The 15,990-nt window shown below is 66.0% G+C and carries 15 protein-coding genes; 7 read left to right on the top strand and 8 right to left on the bottom strand.

The window, feature by feature from the left end:
• The first annotated feature begins 258 nt into the window (after positions 1-258).
• Positions 259-1,878 (top strand): class I SAM-dependent methyltransferase, encoded by a 1,620-nt coding sequence (locus tag AB1A62_RS00705; protein WP_366659195.1) that lies wholly within the window; start codon positions 259-261, stop codon positions 1,876-1,878.
• 113 nt (positions 1,879-1,991) lie between these two features.
• Positions 1,992-3,209: a PAS domain-containing protein gene (locus AB1A62_RS00700; protein WP_366659193.1), complete on the top strand. Its 1,218-nt coding sequence runs from the start codon at positions 1,992-1,994 to the stop codon at positions 3,207-3,209.
• Between the two features lie 13 nt (positions 3,210-3,222).
• Here AB1A62_RS00700 and AB1A62_RS00695 read toward each other — a convergent pair whose 3' ends face one another.
• The 3 genes from AB1A62_RS00695 to AB1A62_RS00685 form a co-directional block, all read right to left on the bottom strand.
• The gene (locus AB1A62_RS00695; protein ID WP_366659192.1) at positions 3,223-4,245 is read right to left on the bottom strand and encodes a GlxA family transcriptional regulator; all 1,023 of its coding nucleotides are present in this window, start codon (positions 4,243-4,245) and stop codon (positions 3,223-3,225) included.
• Between the two features lie 74 nt (positions 4,246-4,319).
• Positions 4,320-5,750 (bottom strand): Na+/H+ antiporter NhaC, encoded by a 1,431-nt coding sequence (nhaC, locus tag AB1A62_RS00690; RefSeq protein ID WP_366659463.1) that lies wholly within the window; start codon positions 5,748-5,750, stop codon positions 4,320-4,322.
• A 321-nt stretch (positions 5,751-6,071) separates the two neighbouring features.
• On the bottom strand, positions 6,072-7,571 hold the full coding sequence (locus AB1A62_RS00685; protein WP_366659190.1) for a globin-coupled sensor protein: 1,500 nt from the start codon (positions 7,569-7,571) through the stop codon (positions 6,072-6,074).
• A gap of 355 nt (positions 7,572-7,926) precedes the next feature.
• Between AB1A62_RS00685 and AB1A62_RS00680 the strand changes: the two genes are divergently transcribed.
• Positions 7,927-8,277: an H-type lectin domain-containing protein gene (locus tag AB1A62_RS00680; protein WP_366659188.1), complete on the top strand. Its 351-nt coding sequence runs from the start codon at positions 7,927-7,929 to the stop codon at positions 8,275-8,277.
• Here AB1A62_RS00680 and AB1A62_RS00675 read toward each other — a convergent pair.
• Positions 8,274-8,675, bottom strand: coding sequence for a helix-turn-helix domain-containing protein (locus AB1A62_RS00675; protein WP_366659187.1), 402 nt, complete (start codon positions 8,673-8,675; stop codon positions 8,274-8,276). The two genes, AB1A62_RS00680 and AB1A62_RS00675, sit on opposite strands and share 4 nt — an antisense overlap.
• Positions 8,676-8,827: 152 nt before the next feature.
• Between AB1A62_RS00675 and AB1A62_RS00670 the strand changes: the two genes are divergently transcribed.
• Positions 8,828-9,316: a DUF2938 domain-containing protein gene (locus AB1A62_RS00670; RefSeq protein WP_366659185.1), complete on the top strand. Its 489-nt coding sequence runs from the start codon at positions 8,828-8,830 to the stop codon at positions 9,314-9,316.
• Between the two features lie 89 nt (positions 9,317-9,405).
• On the opposite strand, the gene AB1A62_RS00665 is transcribed toward AB1A62_RS00670, so the two are convergent.
• Positions 9,406-10,428: a ribose-phosphate pyrophosphokinase gene (locus AB1A62_RS00665; protein WP_366659184.1), complete on the bottom strand. Its 1,023-nt coding sequence runs from the start codon at positions 10,426-10,428 to the stop codon at positions 9,406-9,408.
• Positions 10,429-10,597: 169 nt separating this feature from the next.
• On the opposite strand from AB1A62_RS00665, the gene AB1A62_RS00660 reads away from it, so the two are divergent.
• Together AB1A62_RS00660 and AB1A62_RS00655 are read left to right on the top strand one after the other, a co-directional pair.
• A complete protein-coding gene (locus AB1A62_RS00660; RefSeq protein ID WP_366659183.1) occupies positions 10,598-11,395 on the top strand; it encodes an alpha/beta hydrolase in 798 nt (265 codons plus the stop codon).
• Positions 11,396-11,464: 69 nt separating this feature from the next.
• A complete protein-coding gene (locus AB1A62_RS00655) occupies positions 11,465-12,223 on the top strand; it encodes a nuclear transport factor 2 family protein (RefSeq protein WP_366659181.1) in 759 nt (252 codons plus the stop codon).
• 13 nt (positions 12,224-12,236) lie between these two features.
• Here AB1A62_RS00655 and AB1A62_RS00650 read toward each other — a convergent pair whose 3' ends face one another.
• Together AB1A62_RS00650 and soxC are read right to left on the bottom strand one after the other, a co-directional pair.
• Positions 12,237-12,755 (bottom strand): cytochrome c, encoded by a 519-nt coding sequence (locus AB1A62_RS00650; protein ID WP_366659180.1) that lies wholly within the window; start codon positions 12,753-12,755, stop codon positions 12,237-12,239.
• On the bottom strand, positions 12,742-14,025 hold the full coding sequence (gene soxC / locus AB1A62_RS00645) for a sulfite dehydrogenase (RefSeq protein ID WP_366659178.1): 1,284 nt from the start codon (positions 14,023-14,025) through the stop codon (positions 12,742-12,744). Before soxC ends, AB1A62_RS00650 begins: the two co-directional genes overlap by 14 nt.
• Positions 14,026-14,224: 199 nt before the next feature.
• Here soxC and AB1A62_RS00640 point away from each other — a divergent pair, with 199 nt between their 5' ends.
• A complete protein-coding gene (locus AB1A62_RS00640; protein WP_366659177.1) occupies positions 14,225-14,818 on the top strand; it encodes a DsbA family protein in 594 nt (197 codons plus the stop codon).
• Between the two features lie 18 nt (positions 14,819-14,836).
• Here the strand turns inward: AB1A62_RS00640 and AB1A62_RS00635 are convergent, their stop codons facing one another.
• Positions 14,837-15,871 (bottom strand): low specificity L-threonine aldolase, encoded by a 1,035-nt coding sequence (locus tag AB1A62_RS00635; RefSeq protein ID WP_366659176.1) that lies wholly within the window; start codon positions 15,869-15,871, stop codon positions 14,837-14,839.
• Positions 15,872-15,990 lie beyond the last annotated feature (119 nt).

The raw sequence follows: 15,990 nt of genomic DNA, 5'->3' as shown, positions 1-15,990 counted from the left end.
TGGCGCTGAGCGCTCATGCTATAGCAGAGCGTTGAGCGACCGCTAGGCGCCGGGTCGCGACTTGCTGCACGTGCTCTGGCGGACACCGTGGCAAATGTCTGCAGTTGGGCTCAAACCTGACCTTGGCACGGGTTGAAGTGCGCGGCGGAACCGCGGGGTAAACCAGCCTTCTTTTGTCCGTTTTCGCCCTCCCGCATTTCCCGCGCAGATCCTCCGGCCTTAACCCAATTCTCATCAAATTTTCCGAAATTGCCCTGCATGACGTTTACCCAATCTGCAGGAGTCTCCGTGACCGACTGGACCTCCGGCTATGTCGCCGGCATTGACTACACCTTCGACTTCCACCGCCAGCTGACCCCCGCTCTGCTGGGCTTTGCCGCAACCGCCCAAGGCCACCGGCACGGGCTGGACGGCGCGGGCCTCAGTTATTGCGAGCTGGGCTGCGGCCAGGGCTTCTCCGCCAACCTGCTGGCAGCCGCCAACCCGCATATTGAATTCCACGCGATGGACTTCAGCCCCTCCCACATCGCCGGCGCCCGCGAGCTGGCGCAGGAGGCGGCGCTGCAGAACATGTTTTTCCACGAGCGCAGTTTCGAGGACTTCGGCGAAACCTCGGGCCTGCCGGCCGCCTTCGACGTCATCGCGCTGCACGGCGTCTACAGCTGGGTGTCGCAGGAGAACCGCCAGCACATCCTGCGCTTCATCGCCGACCGGCTGAAGCCGGGCGGCCTGGTCTATGTCAGCTGCAACACCCAGCCCGGCTGGGCGGCGGCGATGCCGCTGCGCCGGATCCTGGCAGCCCGGGCAGAGCAGGGCAGGGGCACCCTGCCGGAGCGGATCAGCGACGCGATGCAGTATGCCCGCCGGCTGGCCGCGGCCGGCGGCGGCTATTTCGGCAGGAACCCGGCGGTTGCCGCCCGCCTCGATCACATGGCAACGATGCCGGAAAACTACGTGGCGCATGAGTATTTCAACAAGGACTGGACCCCCTTCTTCTTCGAGGATCTGGCCGCCGAGCTGGGGTCGGCCAAGCTTGATTTCGTTGGCTCCGTCAGCCTGATGGACAACCTCGGCGGCATCGGCTTCACGCCGGAACAGCGCGCCCTGCTGGCCGGGGAAAGCGACCCGGTCCGCCGCGAAGGCCTGCGCGACCTGCTGCTGAACGAGCACTTCCGCACCGACCTCTTCGCCAAGGGCAGGCTGGCCCATACTCCGCGCGGCGGAATCGGCGCCTGGTTTGCCACCCCCCTGGCGCTGACCCGGCCCTATGGCGGCGGTGCGCTGCGGTTCCACCACCGCGGCCAGGAGGTGCCGCTGGAGCAGGCGGACTACGCGCCGGTGCTGCTGGCCCTGGCCAGCGGCCCGGCCACGGTGCGCAGCCTGCTGGACCAGGGCGCGTTCGGCAACATGGAGTGGGGCAGCATCACCCGGATGCTGACGGTGCTGGCGGGAGCCGGCCAGATCGCCCCCGCGCTGCCGCTGGAAGGGCTGGAGAGCCGCGCCGCCGCCTGCCGCGCCTTCAACCTCGCGGTCTGCAAGCGGGCCGAGGAAAGCGATGCCCTGCGCTATCTGGCCTCGCCGGTCACCGGCGGCGGCGTGGAGCTGGACCGGTTTGAGCAATTGTTCCTGCTGGCCCGCAGCGAAGGGCTGGAGACCCCGGCGGAATGGGCAGCCCTGGCCTGGCGCATCCTGGCGCCGCAGGGGCAGCGGCTGCAGCACGAGGGCCGGGTGCTGGAGACCGAGGAGGAAAACCTGGCTCTGCTGCGCGCCCGTGCGGGCAATTTCGCCGCCCGCCGCCTGCCGCTCTGCGACAGCCTCGGCCTGACGCTGGAGGACAGCTGGCAGGCCCCGGCGCAGCTGCAGGAGGCCGCGGCCTGAACGGTGCTCCAAGGGGCGGGAAATCATGCGCAACCCGCCCCGCATTAGCAATTCGGCAAGCACTGGCCGGTAAACAGGACCGGCACGAGACAACCACTTACAGGAACCGAAACGTGTCCTTTGAAGACCGCGCGCTGGCTGCCCAGACCACGGGCCGGGAATCCCCCTTCGCCCTTGATGAAGTGTTCTTTTCCCGCACCGATCCCCGCGGTGTGATCCAGGCCGGCAACGCCGTGTTCAGCCGGGTTGCCAAATACCCGCTGGAGCAGCTTCTGGGAGCGCCGCACAAGATCATCCGCCACCCGGACATGCCGCGTGCGGTGTTCCAGCTGCTGTGGGACACCATCAAGGCGGGCGACACCGTTGGCGCCTATGTCAAGAACCGCGCCAGCGACGGCAGCTATTACTGGGTCTTTGCCGTGGTCACCCCCTGCGACGGCGGCTACCTCTCGGCCCGGATCAAGCCGACCAGCCCGCTGCTCAAGACGGTGGAGCAGGAATACGCCAGGCTGCGCCAGGCGGAGCAGGCGGAGGAGCTGAGCCCGCAGGACAGCGCCGCCCGGCTGCTGGCCCGCCTCAAGGAGCTGGGCTTCGCCGCCTACAGCGATTTTTCCGGCCACGCCCTGGCCGAGGAATTGCTGGCCCGCGACGCAGGCCTCAACCGCCCGCCCTGCGCCCGGCTGGCGGAACGCCGCGCGATGCACAGCACCGCCGGCACGCTGGTGGAGGAAACCGAGGGCCTGGTGCAGGAATTCGAATCCATGCGCACCATCCCCCATAACCTGCGGGTCATCGCCTCGCGCATCGAACCCGCGGGCGGTCCGGTGACGGTGCTGTCCCAGAACTACAGCTCGATGTCGCGCGACATGTCGGACTGGTTCGCAGCCCACGTCTGGGGCAAGGACAGCAATTTCCGCGCCATCAAGGGCACCGTGACCGCAGCCATCTTTGTCGAGGGCCTGGCCCGCATCCTGACCGAGTGCGCCCGCCAGCTGGAGCAGGAGGACGGCTCTGCCGCCACCGACATCAGCCGCGAGCAGGGCATTCTGACCGACCTGACCGGTGTCCAGTTCAGCAAGGCCCGCGCCAGCCTGCAGGACGTCCGCTTCGAGGCCGCCCGCATCCAGCAGGCCTGCCAGACCCTGCACCGCCATTTCATGGCGCTGACCACCACCCGGGTGCTGTGCAAGATCGAATGCGCCCGGCTGGGCAATGTCGGCGAGACGCTGAACACGATCATCGATGAGCTGGGCCGGTTCCAGGACCGTATTTCCGCCCGGCTGGAAAAGATCTCCGAACTCAGCGCCGCGCTCGCCAGCGACGAGGCCTGAGTGCCCCCGGGCGCTACCCGTCCTTGGCCTTCTCCGCCCAGCTCTTGCGGAAGGAGGCGGGCGACTGGCCGTAGCGTTTCTTGAATCGGATCGACAGCTGGGTTGCGCTGCTGAAGCCGGTGGCGGCGGAAATCTCTGCCACCGTCATGTTGGTCTCGTTCAAGAGCGCCAGCGCCCGGCCCACCCGAAGGTCGATGTAGAACTGCACCGGCGAGGTGCCGACATAGCGCTGGAACAGCCGCTCCAGCTGGCGCCGCGAGATCTGCGCGTGCTCCGCCACCACGCCGACCTCCACCGGCTCCTCGATGGTGTCGTGCATGAACTGCATGGCGTTGATCAGATGCTGGTTGCGGCTGCTCAGGGCCACGGAATAGGCCGACTTCTGCAGCGCCTCGCGGTTGTTGGAGCGGAAATGGATGCACATGTCCGACACAATCACCGCCAGATCCTTGCCGTGGTCGGTCTGGATCATCTCCAGCATCATGTCGGTGGCCGCATTGCCGCCGCCGCAGGTCATCAGCCCCTTGTCGATCTCATAGAGGTTCGAGGTCGGCTCCAGCCCCGGGAAGTACTCGGAAAACGACGGCTGGTTCTCCCAGTGCAGGGTAAAGCGCTGCCCCTGCAGCATGCCCGCCTGGGCTAGGGCAAAGGCGCCGGTGCAGATGCCGCCGAACCGGCTGCCATGGGCGTTCTGGCGCCGCATCCAGGCCAGCACCTTGGGGCTGGCGCTGTCCGACGGCTCGATGCCGGCGCAGACAAAGGCAAAGCTGCCGCGCGGCAGGTCCTCCAGCGCCATGCCGGTGTTGATTTCAATGCCGTTGGAGCAGGGCACCGGCGCGCCGTCCTCGCTCAGCAGGAACCAGCGGTACAGCTCCTTGCCGGTGACCTGGTTGGCAATCCGCAAGGGTTCAACCGCGGCGCTGAACGCCAGCATGGTCAGCTTCGGCAGAAGCAGAAAGTAGATGTCTTTGGGCGGCCCGTCATAATCAACCCGGAAACTGGCCGCACCCTTTGGGACAAAGCTGCGGAGATTCATATCGCTAACCTAACAGATGGGACGGTTACATTGAAACGCGCGCCGGAGGGGAGGCTCCGGCGCGCGCAGGGGGATCAGGCGGTGAGCTCCTGCACCGGCTCGCCGCTGTCCTCCCAGGCCGCGACCTCGTCGTCGCTGGCTTTGGGCGAGAACAGCCCGGTCATCGCATAGAAGATGCCGATCAGCGGCGACAGCCAGCAGGCAAAGGCCAGCGGGATATAGAGCAGGTTCTCGAAGTTGCCGTCGGCAATCCCCAGCGCCAGCGCCGAGATCACAAAGGCGCCGCCCGCGTTCCAGGGGATCAGCGGCGAGACCAGCGTGCCGCCTTCCTCGATGGCGCGCGACAGGTTCAGCGGCGAATACTTCAGACCGCGGTAAACCGGCGCATACATCCGGCCCGGCAGGGCAATGGAAAGATACGGATCGCCGGCCACGGTGTTGGTTGCCACCGAGGTCAGGATCGCCGAGGTCTGGATACCGGCAAAGGATTTCACCTGGGCGATGATCACCTCGATGATCGCCTGCAGGCAGCCGGTGCGCTCCAGCGCGCCGCCGAAGCCCAGCGCCAGCAGCACCAGCGAGATGGTCCACATCATCGACTGGATGCCGCCGCGGTTCAGCAGCGGGTCGATCTCGGCCACGCCGGTGTCGATGGAATAGCCGCTGTTGGCGAATGTGAAGGTCTCATGCAGCCCCGCGCCCTGGCAGGCCATCGCCATGATGCCGCCCACGACCGCACCGGCAAACAGCGACGGGATCGGCGGCTGCTTCTTCACCGCCAGCACGATGACCAGCAGCGCCGGCAGCAGCATCAGCGGCGAGATCCAGAACGCCTCGTCCAGCGCCGCGGTGATGGCGTCGATGCGCTCGAACGAGACTTGCGAGGTGTCGATCAGGGTGAAGCCGACAACCAGGTAGATCGCCAGCGCGATCAGCATCGACGGGATGGTGGTCGGCAGCATGTTGCGGATGTGGTCGAACAGGTTGGTGCCGGTCACCGCCGGGGCCAGGTTGGTGGTGTCCGACAGCGGCGAGATCTTGTCGCCGAAGAACGCGCCCGAGACCACCGCGCCGGCGGTCCAGTACATCGGAATGCCAAAGCCCGCGCCGATCCCCATCAGCGCCAGGCCGACGGTGCCGACGGTGCCCCAGGAGGTGCCCAGCGACACCGACACGATGGAGCACAGCACCATGCCCGCGGCCAGGAACAGCTCCGGCGACAGGATTTTCAGGCCGTAATAGATCAGCGTCGGCACCGTGCCGCTGGCAATCCAGATGCCGACGATCATGCCGACGGTGATCAGGATCGACACCGACGGCAGCGAGATGTTGATGACGTGGAACACGCCCTCTTCGATATTGTCCCACTTGTGGCCCAGCTTCAGGCCGACCAGCGCGGTGATGGCGATGCCGATCGCCAGCGGGATATGCGGGGTGAAATCCCCGAAATAGAACAGCTGGATGCCCAGCACCAGCAGGGTCAGCAGGATCGGCAGCAGCGCCATTCCCAGACCGGGTTTTGCAATATTCGGATCAGATGGTGACACGGGGTTTCTCCTCCCTTGGGTCAGAACGCCTGTGCGACGCGGATGCAGTCAAACACCAGAAAACCACGGCCCGGACTCGATGCCAGCGCGCCGGAATCAACAGTTTTTGCGACAAGAGGGGAGAATGGTGCGGATTGGGGAAAAGTTTCCGATCGGGGATACCCCCGCCCGGCCGGCAGAATGGAAACCGCGCCGCTGGGCCGGCGGCGCGGAGCAGATGCTGCGGGCACAGCAGCTGCGGGTGCAGCACCAGCGGGGACCGGTGCCGCGGTAAAATTGTCAGGCGGCTGAGGCGTCCGCGGGCGGCAGATCCTGCTCCCAGCCCCCGGCGGCCGGGGCAGGGCGGGCGGCGGCGCCGGCTGCTGCAGCGGCCACCCGGAAGGTCTGCACCAGATCGGCCAGCACCCGGGTATCCTGCCGCATGGTCACGGTTGCCGCGGTGGTCTGCTCCACCATCGCGGCGTTCTGCTGGGTGACGCTGTCCATATGCGACACGCCGGTGTTGATCTCCGAGAGGCCGGTGAATTGCTCCTGCGCCGAGGCGGCAACATCGGAGGACAGTTCGGTCACCCGCTCCACATGGCCGACAATGCGCTCCAGCACCCCGCCGGCCTTGCTCACCAGGTCGACGCCTTCGTCCACATGGCCGGCGCTGACGTTGATAAGATCCTTGATCTCCTTGGCAGAGACCGCGGCCCGCTGCGCCAGCGCCCGCACTTCGGAGGCGACCACCGCAAAGCCGCGCCCGGCCTCGCCGGCCCGCGCCGCCTCGACGCCCGCGTTGAGCGCCAGGAGGTTGGTCTGGAAGGCGATGTCGTCGATCACGCTGATGATCTGCGAAATCTGGTCCGAGGACGACGATATCTCGTTCATCTTATCGACCGCATCCGACGCGACCGCCATGCCCTCCTCGGCGATCCCCTGCGCTTCCCGCGCCAAGGAGCTGGTCTCCGTCGTCGCGCCTGAGGACTGCTTCATGCTGGATGTGATCTCCTCCACCGCAGCGGCGGTTTGCTCCAGCGTCGCGGCCTGGGTTTCGGTGCGGTTGGACAGTTCTTCCGCCGCGTCCGAAATCTCGCCGGCAGAGCTGCTCAGGTTGGCCGCCGAGTCCTGGATGGTGCCGATCACCCCGCCCATGTTGTCCATCAGCGTGTTGAAGGAGGTGCGCACCTGGTCATAGCGGGCCGGAAAATCGCTGTGCTCCGGGCTGGGAATGGGCTGCGTCAGATCCCGTTCCGACATCCGCTGAATGCCTTCGGTCATATAGCGGAAGGCGGTTTCCTGCTCTTCTCTCTGGGCTGCGAAATAGGCGTCGATCACCTGATAGGTGTCCATCGCAAAGGCCCGGTTCAGCGCCCCCAGCTGCCGCACCATCCGCTTGCGCGCCATCGGCGTGTAGGTGGCGCCGAACTGCTGCGACAGCATCTCCTGGATATAGGAGGTCGCCCGCGCATAGCCTGCCAGATACAGGTCGAACGGCAGCTGAATCCGGAAATGCACCCGGCCGATCGTGTCTGCCGATTTGAAATAGTCATCCGGGAATTCGCCGCTCAGCAGCAGCTCCCAATGCCGTTTCTGGGCGCCGCGCGCATGATCCAGCGAGGCCTGGTTCCTGAAGAACCCGGAAGCTTCCTGATCCGATTTGGCAAAGGCATAGAAATATTCCAGCACCTGGTCCAGTTTCGGCCCGACCAGCTTGCCGGCGGTCACCAGGTCTTTTTTCTGTTCGCCGTCCAGGGCGAATTTCGAAATCGTCTGCGTATTTCCGTTCTTGCCCATATTGCGTCTCCAAACCAGGCTTCCGAAAAGCTGAACACATTCAATTCCGGGTATCTGGGGGTTAACATTCCGTTGTTGCGGTGGTTTCACGCTGTTTCCGGTGCTTTTGGGAGTGATAAATTATCATTCCGGTAACTGGCTGCTACCTATGGGTGCGCGGACTGCCGCCGAAACCCTCATTGCGGATCGGCTCTTGGCAGCGGCCGGGTGATTCGCAGGCGGCTTGAATGGCCTGGTCCGGTGATGCAGATGATCAATAGGGGGACGCGCGCTTGGCGTGCTGCCCTTTTCCGGGGTGGCACCGGGCGGCGGTATGGGCCATGTCTAGCTGAGAACAGACTGCTTGAGGCCCGCCATGAAACGACTGCGCAATCCCCGCACCGGCATCGAACAAGGGGATGTCACCGTGTTCTCCGATTTCGAGAACGGCGGCGAGATGTGGACCGGCTCCGGCCCGCGGGTGCGCCGCAAGGCGGTCACCTTCGGCGAGGCCTATGCCAGCCCGCCTGCGGTGCATGTGTCGGTGTCGCTCTGGGACATGGACACCTCCGCCGCGATCCGGGCTGAACTGGTGGCGGAAAACATTACCTGCCATGGCTTCGACATCGTCTTCCGCACCTGGGCCGACAGCCGCGCCGCCCGCCTGCGCGCCGCCTGGCTGGCGATCGGAGAATTGCCCCACGCCGATGACTGGGATGTCGATTAAACCTGCGCCGTGATGGAGCCGGCCCGCAGCAGCTTCTGAAACTTGGGGCATTCCAGGTGGCTGGGCGCCGGACAGTCCGCCACATGGCGCAGCGCGTCCTTCAGGGCCGTCAGTTCGCGGATCTGCGCCTCCAGCGCATCGGCGCGGGCGTGCAGCTGGTCCCGCGGCAGATCCGGCTGGCCATCCCTGCCGAACATTCCGGCGATCTCCTGCAGCGAAAACCCGGCCGCCTTGCCCAGCGTGATCAGCGACAGCTGCAGCAGGGTCTCCGGCCCGAACTGCCGCCGCAGCCCCTTGCGCCCGGCTGAGGTGATCAGCCCCAGATCCTCGTAATACCGCAGCGCTGAGGGGGCCACGCCCGAGCGTTCCGCCACCTCGCCAATATCCAGAAGTTTCATCCTCGACCTCAAGCCGGCTTCAATCCGCAAAGGCTGGCACTCCGCGGCGGAACTGGCAAGCCCAGCCCCGGAAGCAGGCTTGACTTAAAGTGAGCCTCAAGTCGTAGGCCTGCCTCGGACGTGACCCCAAATCAGCAAAGGCAAAGGGCCCAATGGAGCATAATTTCATCTTCAGCGCGTTATTCATCGGCATCGGCGCAACGGCGGTCATGGATCTGGGGACGCTGGTTCAGAAACATCTGCTGCGGCTCCAGACACTGGACTACGCGCTGGCCGGGCGCTGGCTGGGCCACGCCGCCCGGGGGCACTTCGTTCACCGCCCAATCACGGCCAGCCCGCCTGTCCGCGGCGAACGGCTGATCGGCTGGAACGCGCATTACCTGACCGGCATCGTGTTTGCAGCTGTCTTTCTGAGCGCAGCCGGCGGGAACTGGATCAAGGATCCCAGCCTGTGGCCCGCCCTGGCATTTGGCGTCCTGACGCTGGCTGCCCCGTTCCTGATCCTTCAACCCGGTATGGGCGCAGGGCTGGCCGCACGGCGGACACCCGCCCCGAACAAGGCCCGGCTGAAAAGCCTGGCAACGCATCTGACCTTCGGGGCAGGGCTGTGGCTGTCGGCGCTTGGCCTGACACTGCTGTAAAACCTGGCAGCCAGGCACCGGCACAGGCGGCAGCAGCAAAAAGCCCCGCACACAGGCGGGGCTTTCATCATTTCCATCTAACAGCCGCCTCAGCCGCCGTTGGAGTAAAGGCTCTCGTAGATCGGCACCAGCGTCTTGTCCTCGAACAGCGACGACACCGAGGTGCCGTGCCAGATGTTCAGGATCGCCTGGGTGAACAGCGGCGCGGTCGGCACGATGCGGATGTTCGGCGCGGCTTTCACTTCCTCGGTCGGCTGGATCGAGTCGGTCAGCACCAGCGACTTCATCACTGAGTTGCTGACGCGCTCGACTGCCGGGCCGCTCATCACGCCGTGCGTGATATAGGCGTGCACTTCCTTGGCGCCGTTGTCCAGCAGCACCTGGGCCGCCTTGCACAGGGTGCCGGCGGTGTCGCACATGTCGTCGACGATCAGGCAGATCTTGTCCTTCACGTCGCCGATCACGGTCATCTCCGCCACTTCGCCGGGCTTCTCGCGGCGCTTGTCGACGATCGACAGCGGCGCGTTGATGCGCTTGGCCAGCTCGCGGGCGCGGGCCACGCCGCCGACGTCAGGGCTGACCACCATGATCTCGCCCATCCGGTCCTTGAACTGGTCTTTCACATCCAGCGCAAAGATCGGCGAGGCATAGAGGTTGTCCACCGGAATGTCGAAGAAGCCCTGGATCTGGGCCGCGTGCAGGTCCATGGTCAGAACCCGCTCGATGCCGGCGCCGGTCAGCATGTTGGCAACCAGCTTGGCCGAGATCGGCGTGCGCGCCTTGGTGCGGCGGTCCTGGCGGGCATAGCCGAAGTAGGGAATGACCGCAGTGATCCGCTGGGCCGAGGAACGGCGCAGCGCGTCGGCGATGATCAGCAGTTCCATCAGGTTGTCATTGGCCGGGTTCGAGGTCGGCTGGATGATGAACATGTCCTCGCCGCGGACGTTCTCATAGACTTCGACGAAGATCTCGCCGTCATTGAACCGCTCGACGCGGGCATCCACCAGCCCCTGGTCGACACCGCGGTGCATGCTCATGCGGCGGGTAATGGCTTGGGCAAGAGGAAGGTTGGCGTTCCCAGCAATCAGCTTGGGTTCGTTCAAGGTCGGCATTGGCTGTGATCCCCAGGCAGCAATGGCAATGTGTCAGATTCGTGATATTGAACCCCGCTTATCATGCACTTACCCTCGCGCAAAGTTCTAAGCGGGAGAAACAGCTTTTGGTGGCATCTCGGCACACCCTCTCAACCCCTTGCGAATTTGCCTTGCCTGCGGGGCGGGCATGAGCAGCGCACCGCAGGTTTTCTGCCGCAGCTTCGGCCAGGGGCCGCGGGCGGTGCTGGCGGTTCATTGCTCGCTGGCCCATTCCGGCGCCTGGCGCGGGGTGGCAGAGCAGATGGGCGGGGAAATCACCCTCAGCGCCTTCGACATGCTCAGCCACGGCCGCAGCCCGGACTGGGACGGGCAGGGCAACTATCAGCTGTTGAATATGCAGGCGGGACTCGCGCTGCTGACGGACCCGGTGGACCTCGTCGGCCACTCCTTCGGCGCCACGGTGGCGCTCAGGATGGCGATGGCCCGCCCGGATCTGATGCGCAGCCTCACCCTGATCGAGCCGGTGCTGTTCGCCGCCGCGCTGGACGAGGACCCCGCTGCCTTTGCCGCTTTGGAGGAGGCCAGCCAACCGGCTGAGGCCGCCTGGGCATCCGGCGACCTCGAACTGACCACCCGGCTGTTCAACCGCATGTGGGGCACCGGCGAGGTGAAATGGCCGGACCTGCCAGCCCCCGCCCGCGCCGCGATGGTGCGCGCGATGCCGGTGGTGATGGCCAGCCGTAAAACGCTGCATGAGGATGAAAACGGCACCCTGGCCCCCGGCGCGCTGGATCCCGTGACAATGCCGGTGCAGATCCTGACCGGCGCGGACAGCCCGCCCGTGATCCCCGCCATCGCCCGCAGCCTCTGCCGCCGTCTGCCTGCCGCCTCACACACGGCAGTGCCGGGTGCGGGCCACATGCTGCCAATCACGCACCCGGCGGAAACCGCCGCCCTGTTGCGCCAATTCTGGCTGCCGCTCTGACCCTTTGCGCTGCCGCCCCGGGCAGGGCAGGATAGGGCAATACCGGCCCGCATGGAGGAGACGGCACAGATGGCATCGAAAAAGGACCTGCTGAAAACCCTCCTCAAGGGGCTGGAGACCGGCGACCCGGCCGCCGCCGCCGTCGTCAACGAGGACAAGTACATCCAGCACAACCCGCAGACCCATGAGGGCAGCGAGGGGCTGGCGGTGCTGTTTGCCCGCCTCGCCAAGACCTCCCCCCGGGTCACGTTCAAACGGGTGTTCGAGGACGGCGATTTCGCCTTTGCCCATATCGAATACGATTTCTCCTCCCTGCGCGCGGCGTTTGAGGTCTTCCGCTTCGAGGACGGCAGGGCGGTGGAGCACTGGGACAACATCCAGGCCCTGCGCGGCCCCAACCCCTCGGGCCGGAGGATGCAGGACGGCGCCACGGAGATCACCGATCGGGACAAGACCGAAAAGAACCGCGGCCTGGCCCGCAGCTACACCGAACAGGTGCTGATCCAGCGGCAGCCGGACCTGCTGCCGGACTATGTCTGCGCCGATCTCATCCAGCACAACCCGGACCTGACCGACGGTCTGCCCGCCCTGCGCGATGCCCTGATGGCCACGCAGAACGGCACACCCGCGATCCAGTACCAGCACCTCCACCGGGTGCTGGCAGAGGGCAACTTCGTGCTTTGCGCCAGCGAAGGCCAGCGCAATGGCACCCACACCAGCTTCTACGATCTCTACCGCATCGAGGACGGCAAGATCGCCGAACACTGGGACACCATTGAGGCCATCCCCCCGCGCAGCGAGTGGAAGAACGACAACGGCAAGTTCTAAGGCCGGCCCGTCCTCACCAGGGTTTCGCGCCCTGCTTGGCCCAGACGTCTGTGAAATTGCCGTGGTTTGGCATTTTCACCGCGGGCAGGGTTTCTGCCGTCATCGCGGTCTGTGCATCAATCACACCGTTGCGCTCCAGGATATAGGCCGCCAGCGCGTAAGCTTCGTCGTCGCTCAGCGATTTCGGCGCCTCCAGCGGCATCGCCCGGCGGATGTAGTCGAACAGCGTGGTGGCATAGGGCCAGTAGCTGCCCGCGGGCTTGGCCCAGATGTCATTGGGCCCAACCGGCGGCATCACCGGCCCTTCGCTGCCGGTCTTGCCGTGGCAGCTGGCGCATTTCGCGGCATAGATCTCCGCGCCTTCCGCCGCGGTGCCGCTGCCAGCGGGCAGGCCGGTGCCGTCGGGTTTTACATAGGTGGCATAAAACGGGATCTCCGCGGCCTCCAAGGGCTGCCCCAGCCCCGGCCCTTCGGCGCGGGCGGCAGCAGCAGTCAGCAGCAGGGCGGCAGTGGTGAGTTTAAAGATAGACATTCTGAACCGCTCCTTCTGCCGTGACCTGCCAGGGCTGGATGGCGTTGTAATGCAGGAAGTTCGAGGCGTGATAGCGCGCCTTCCAGTCGGCGCGCGCAGGCTGCACCGCGCCGGTCTCGTCGGTGGCGCGGCTCATCAGCACCAGGGGCGAGCCGTCCCAGTGCCAGGGCAGGCTGAACCGGGTCAGCGCCTGCGGCAGCACCGGCCCGGCCAGCGCTGCCTCGGCCCAGCTCTGACCGCCGTCGGCCGAGACCTCGACCTTGGCCACCTTGCCCGCGCCGGTCCAGGCCAGCCCGGAGACTTCATAAAACCCCGGCCCGCTCATCGTCATGGTGGCGGACGGATGGGTGATGAACGACTTCACCCCCATCGCGAAGGTGAACTGGACCGAGGAGCCATCGGCCAGGATTTCGGTGTATTCGCCCGATTCATCCTTGGTATGCACCGGCGCCTCCGTCACCCACAGGCTGGTCAGCCACTTGATGTTCATGTTGCCCTCCCACCCGGGCAGCAGCAGCCGCATCGGATAGCCCTGCTCGGGCCGGATCCGCTCGCCGTTCTGATAGAGCGCCAGCATGCCGTCGCTCATGATCTTCTCCATCGGGATCGAACGCGCCAGGGTCGGCCCGTCAGCACCCGCGGCGACAACCCACTTGCCCTCGGGCTTCACCCCGGCTTCCTCCATCAGCACGCGCATAGGGATGCCGCTCCACTCGGTGTTCGACACCAGCCCATGCAGCATGTCGCAGCCCGCCTGCATCGGCTCCGGCATCACCGCGTTGAACAGGCTGTTGCCGGCGCATTCCAGGAAATGGGTGGCGGTGACCATCGGATAACGCTCCAGCGCCTCCAGATCGAACTGCAGCGGGCGCTCCACCAGCCCGTGGATCATCAGGCGGTGGCGGGCCGGGTCAATGTCCGGGCGGCCGCCGTGATGCACCTCGTAATGCAGCCCGTTGGGGGTGATGGTGCCGCGCAAACGGTGATGCGGCGTACCCGACAGGCTGAAGGCCGGCGCCACATCCTGCCAGGGCTCGATGATGGCGCGCTGCACCGAGGCCTCCGCCGCGGCCGGCGTGCCGTAACCGCGCGCCCGTGCGCCTGCGGCCTTGGTCCATTCCGGGATCTCTGCCTCTGCCCGCGCCCCGCGCGGCTGCAGCAGCCCCGCTGCGGTCCCGGCAGCCGCCGAGGCCAGCAGCGTCCGGCGGCTCAGCAGCCCGCTGCCCGCGGCATACTCCAGCGCCGCGCCGTCAATGTCGGATCGTGTCATGAATGTCCCCTCCCTCGCTGGCAAATGCTGCTCGCACAGGGCCCCAGGACGCGGGTCTTGCCACCCGCTGATGCCGCAATCCTATCACAAAACCGGCCGCAACAGCAGGGGCCTGCCCTCCAGGGACGGCAGACAGCCTTTGGAATATCCGCCTCAGCAGCTAAACTCTGCTACAGGTCATGAATGACAGGAGGCTCCCATGCCCGGACTGGATTTCTGGTATTCGATCGGCAGCACCTACAGCTACCTCACAGTGATGCGGATCGGCGATGCGGCGGCGCAGGCTGGTATTCCCGTCCGCTGGCGCCCCTTCAACGTGCGCCATGTGATGACGGTGCAGAACAACATCCCGTTTGCGGACAAGCCGGAAAAGACCGCCTACATGTGGCGCGACATCGAACGCCGGGCGCAGCGCTACGGTTTCCATGTGCGGCTGCCCGCGCCTTATCCGCTGCCGGAACTGGTGCTGGCCAATCAGGTGGCGGCGCTGGGCGCGGCGGAAGGCTGGGGCGAGGCCTATACCCAAGCCGCCTACCGCTGCTGGTTCGAGGCCGGCCAGCCCGCGGGCGAGGACCCGAACCTCTCCGCCAGCCTGCAGGCCGCGGGCCAGGACCCGGCCCGGGTGCTGGCAGAGGCAGTGTCGGACAAGACCGTGAAAATGCTGGCGGATGCAACCGAAGAGGCGATGGCGCTGGGCATCTTCGGCGCCCCCAGCTTCTCGGTCGCAGGAGAGATATTCTGGGGCGACGACCGGCTGGAGGATGCGCTGCTGTGGGCGCAGGGCAAGCGCTGACCGCCGCCCTGCAACAGATCAAAGCAGCGACAGGAACGCCCGGATATCTTCCTCCGGCACCGACCAGTCGCAGACGAAGCGTGCGGTGACCATCTCGTTCTCCGGCCCCTGCAGCAGCCCGTCCCACAGGTGGTAGATGGCGCCGGCCGCAAACAATTCCTGATGCTTGCCGCGGGGCAGGGCGGCAAAGATCATGTTGGCCTGGGGGGGATGGGTGAAATGCGCCCCCGCCGCCTTCAGCCCTTCGGCCAGCAGCGCGGTTTTGGCATTGGCGGCGCGGGCGTTTTCCAGCCACAGATCATCGGTCAGATAGGCCAGCATCTGCGCCGACAGGTAGCGGTGCTTGGAAAACAGATGCGCGCCGCGCTTGCGGCGGTACTCGAACTCCTGCGCGTGTTTGGGGTCAAAGAAAACCACCGCCTCCACCCCCAGGCAGCCGTTCTTGGTGCCGCCGAACGACACCGCATCGACGCCCGCCTTCCAGGTCATTTCGGCCGGCGTGCAGCCCAGCGACACCAGCGCATTGGTGAAGCGCGCCCCGTCCATATGCACCGGCAGCCCGTATTCCTTGGCCGCACCGCAGACCGCCTGCAGCTCCTGCAGACTGTAGACGGTGCCGAACTCGGTCACCTGGGTCAGCGACACCGGCCCCCGCTGCGGCCCGTGCACGCCGCGGGTCTCCTCGCCCTCGATGGCGGCGCGCAGCCCCTCGGAGGTCATCTTGTCGGCCTCCGTCACCAGCGTCAGCTTGGCGCCGCCGCTGTAGAACTCCGGCGCGTTGCATTCATCCATGTTGATATGGGCAGGCCTGGTGCAGAACACCGTCTGCCAGGGCTGCGCCAGGGTGGACAGCGCCAGCACATTGGCGGCGGTGCCGGTGGCCACCAGGTAAACCGCCGCCTCCGGCGCCTCGAAAATCCCGCGGATCCGCTCCGTCACCTCGGCCATTTCCGCATCCGCGCCATAGCCCATGGCGTAGCCCTGGTTGGCCCGCGCCAGCGCGTCGAGGATCTGCTGCGGCACCGGGCCGGAGTTGTCGGAGGCGAAATGCATCGGTCACGTTCCCTGATCTGCCTGAAATCTTTCCCCAAGCAGTAGGCAGTTCCGCCCCCGATGCCAAGGCGGTACCGGCAGGACGCCGGGTCAGAACATCCGGGCGAACAGCAGCCCCC

This window comes from Leisingera sp. JC11 (assembly GCF_040704725.1).
GTDB lineage: Bacteria > Pseudomonadota > Alphaproteobacteria > Rhodobacterales > Rhodobacteraceae > Leisingera.
Note: the sequence above shows the minus strand (reverse complement) of the source record. Positions and strands in the feature narration are given on the sequence as shown.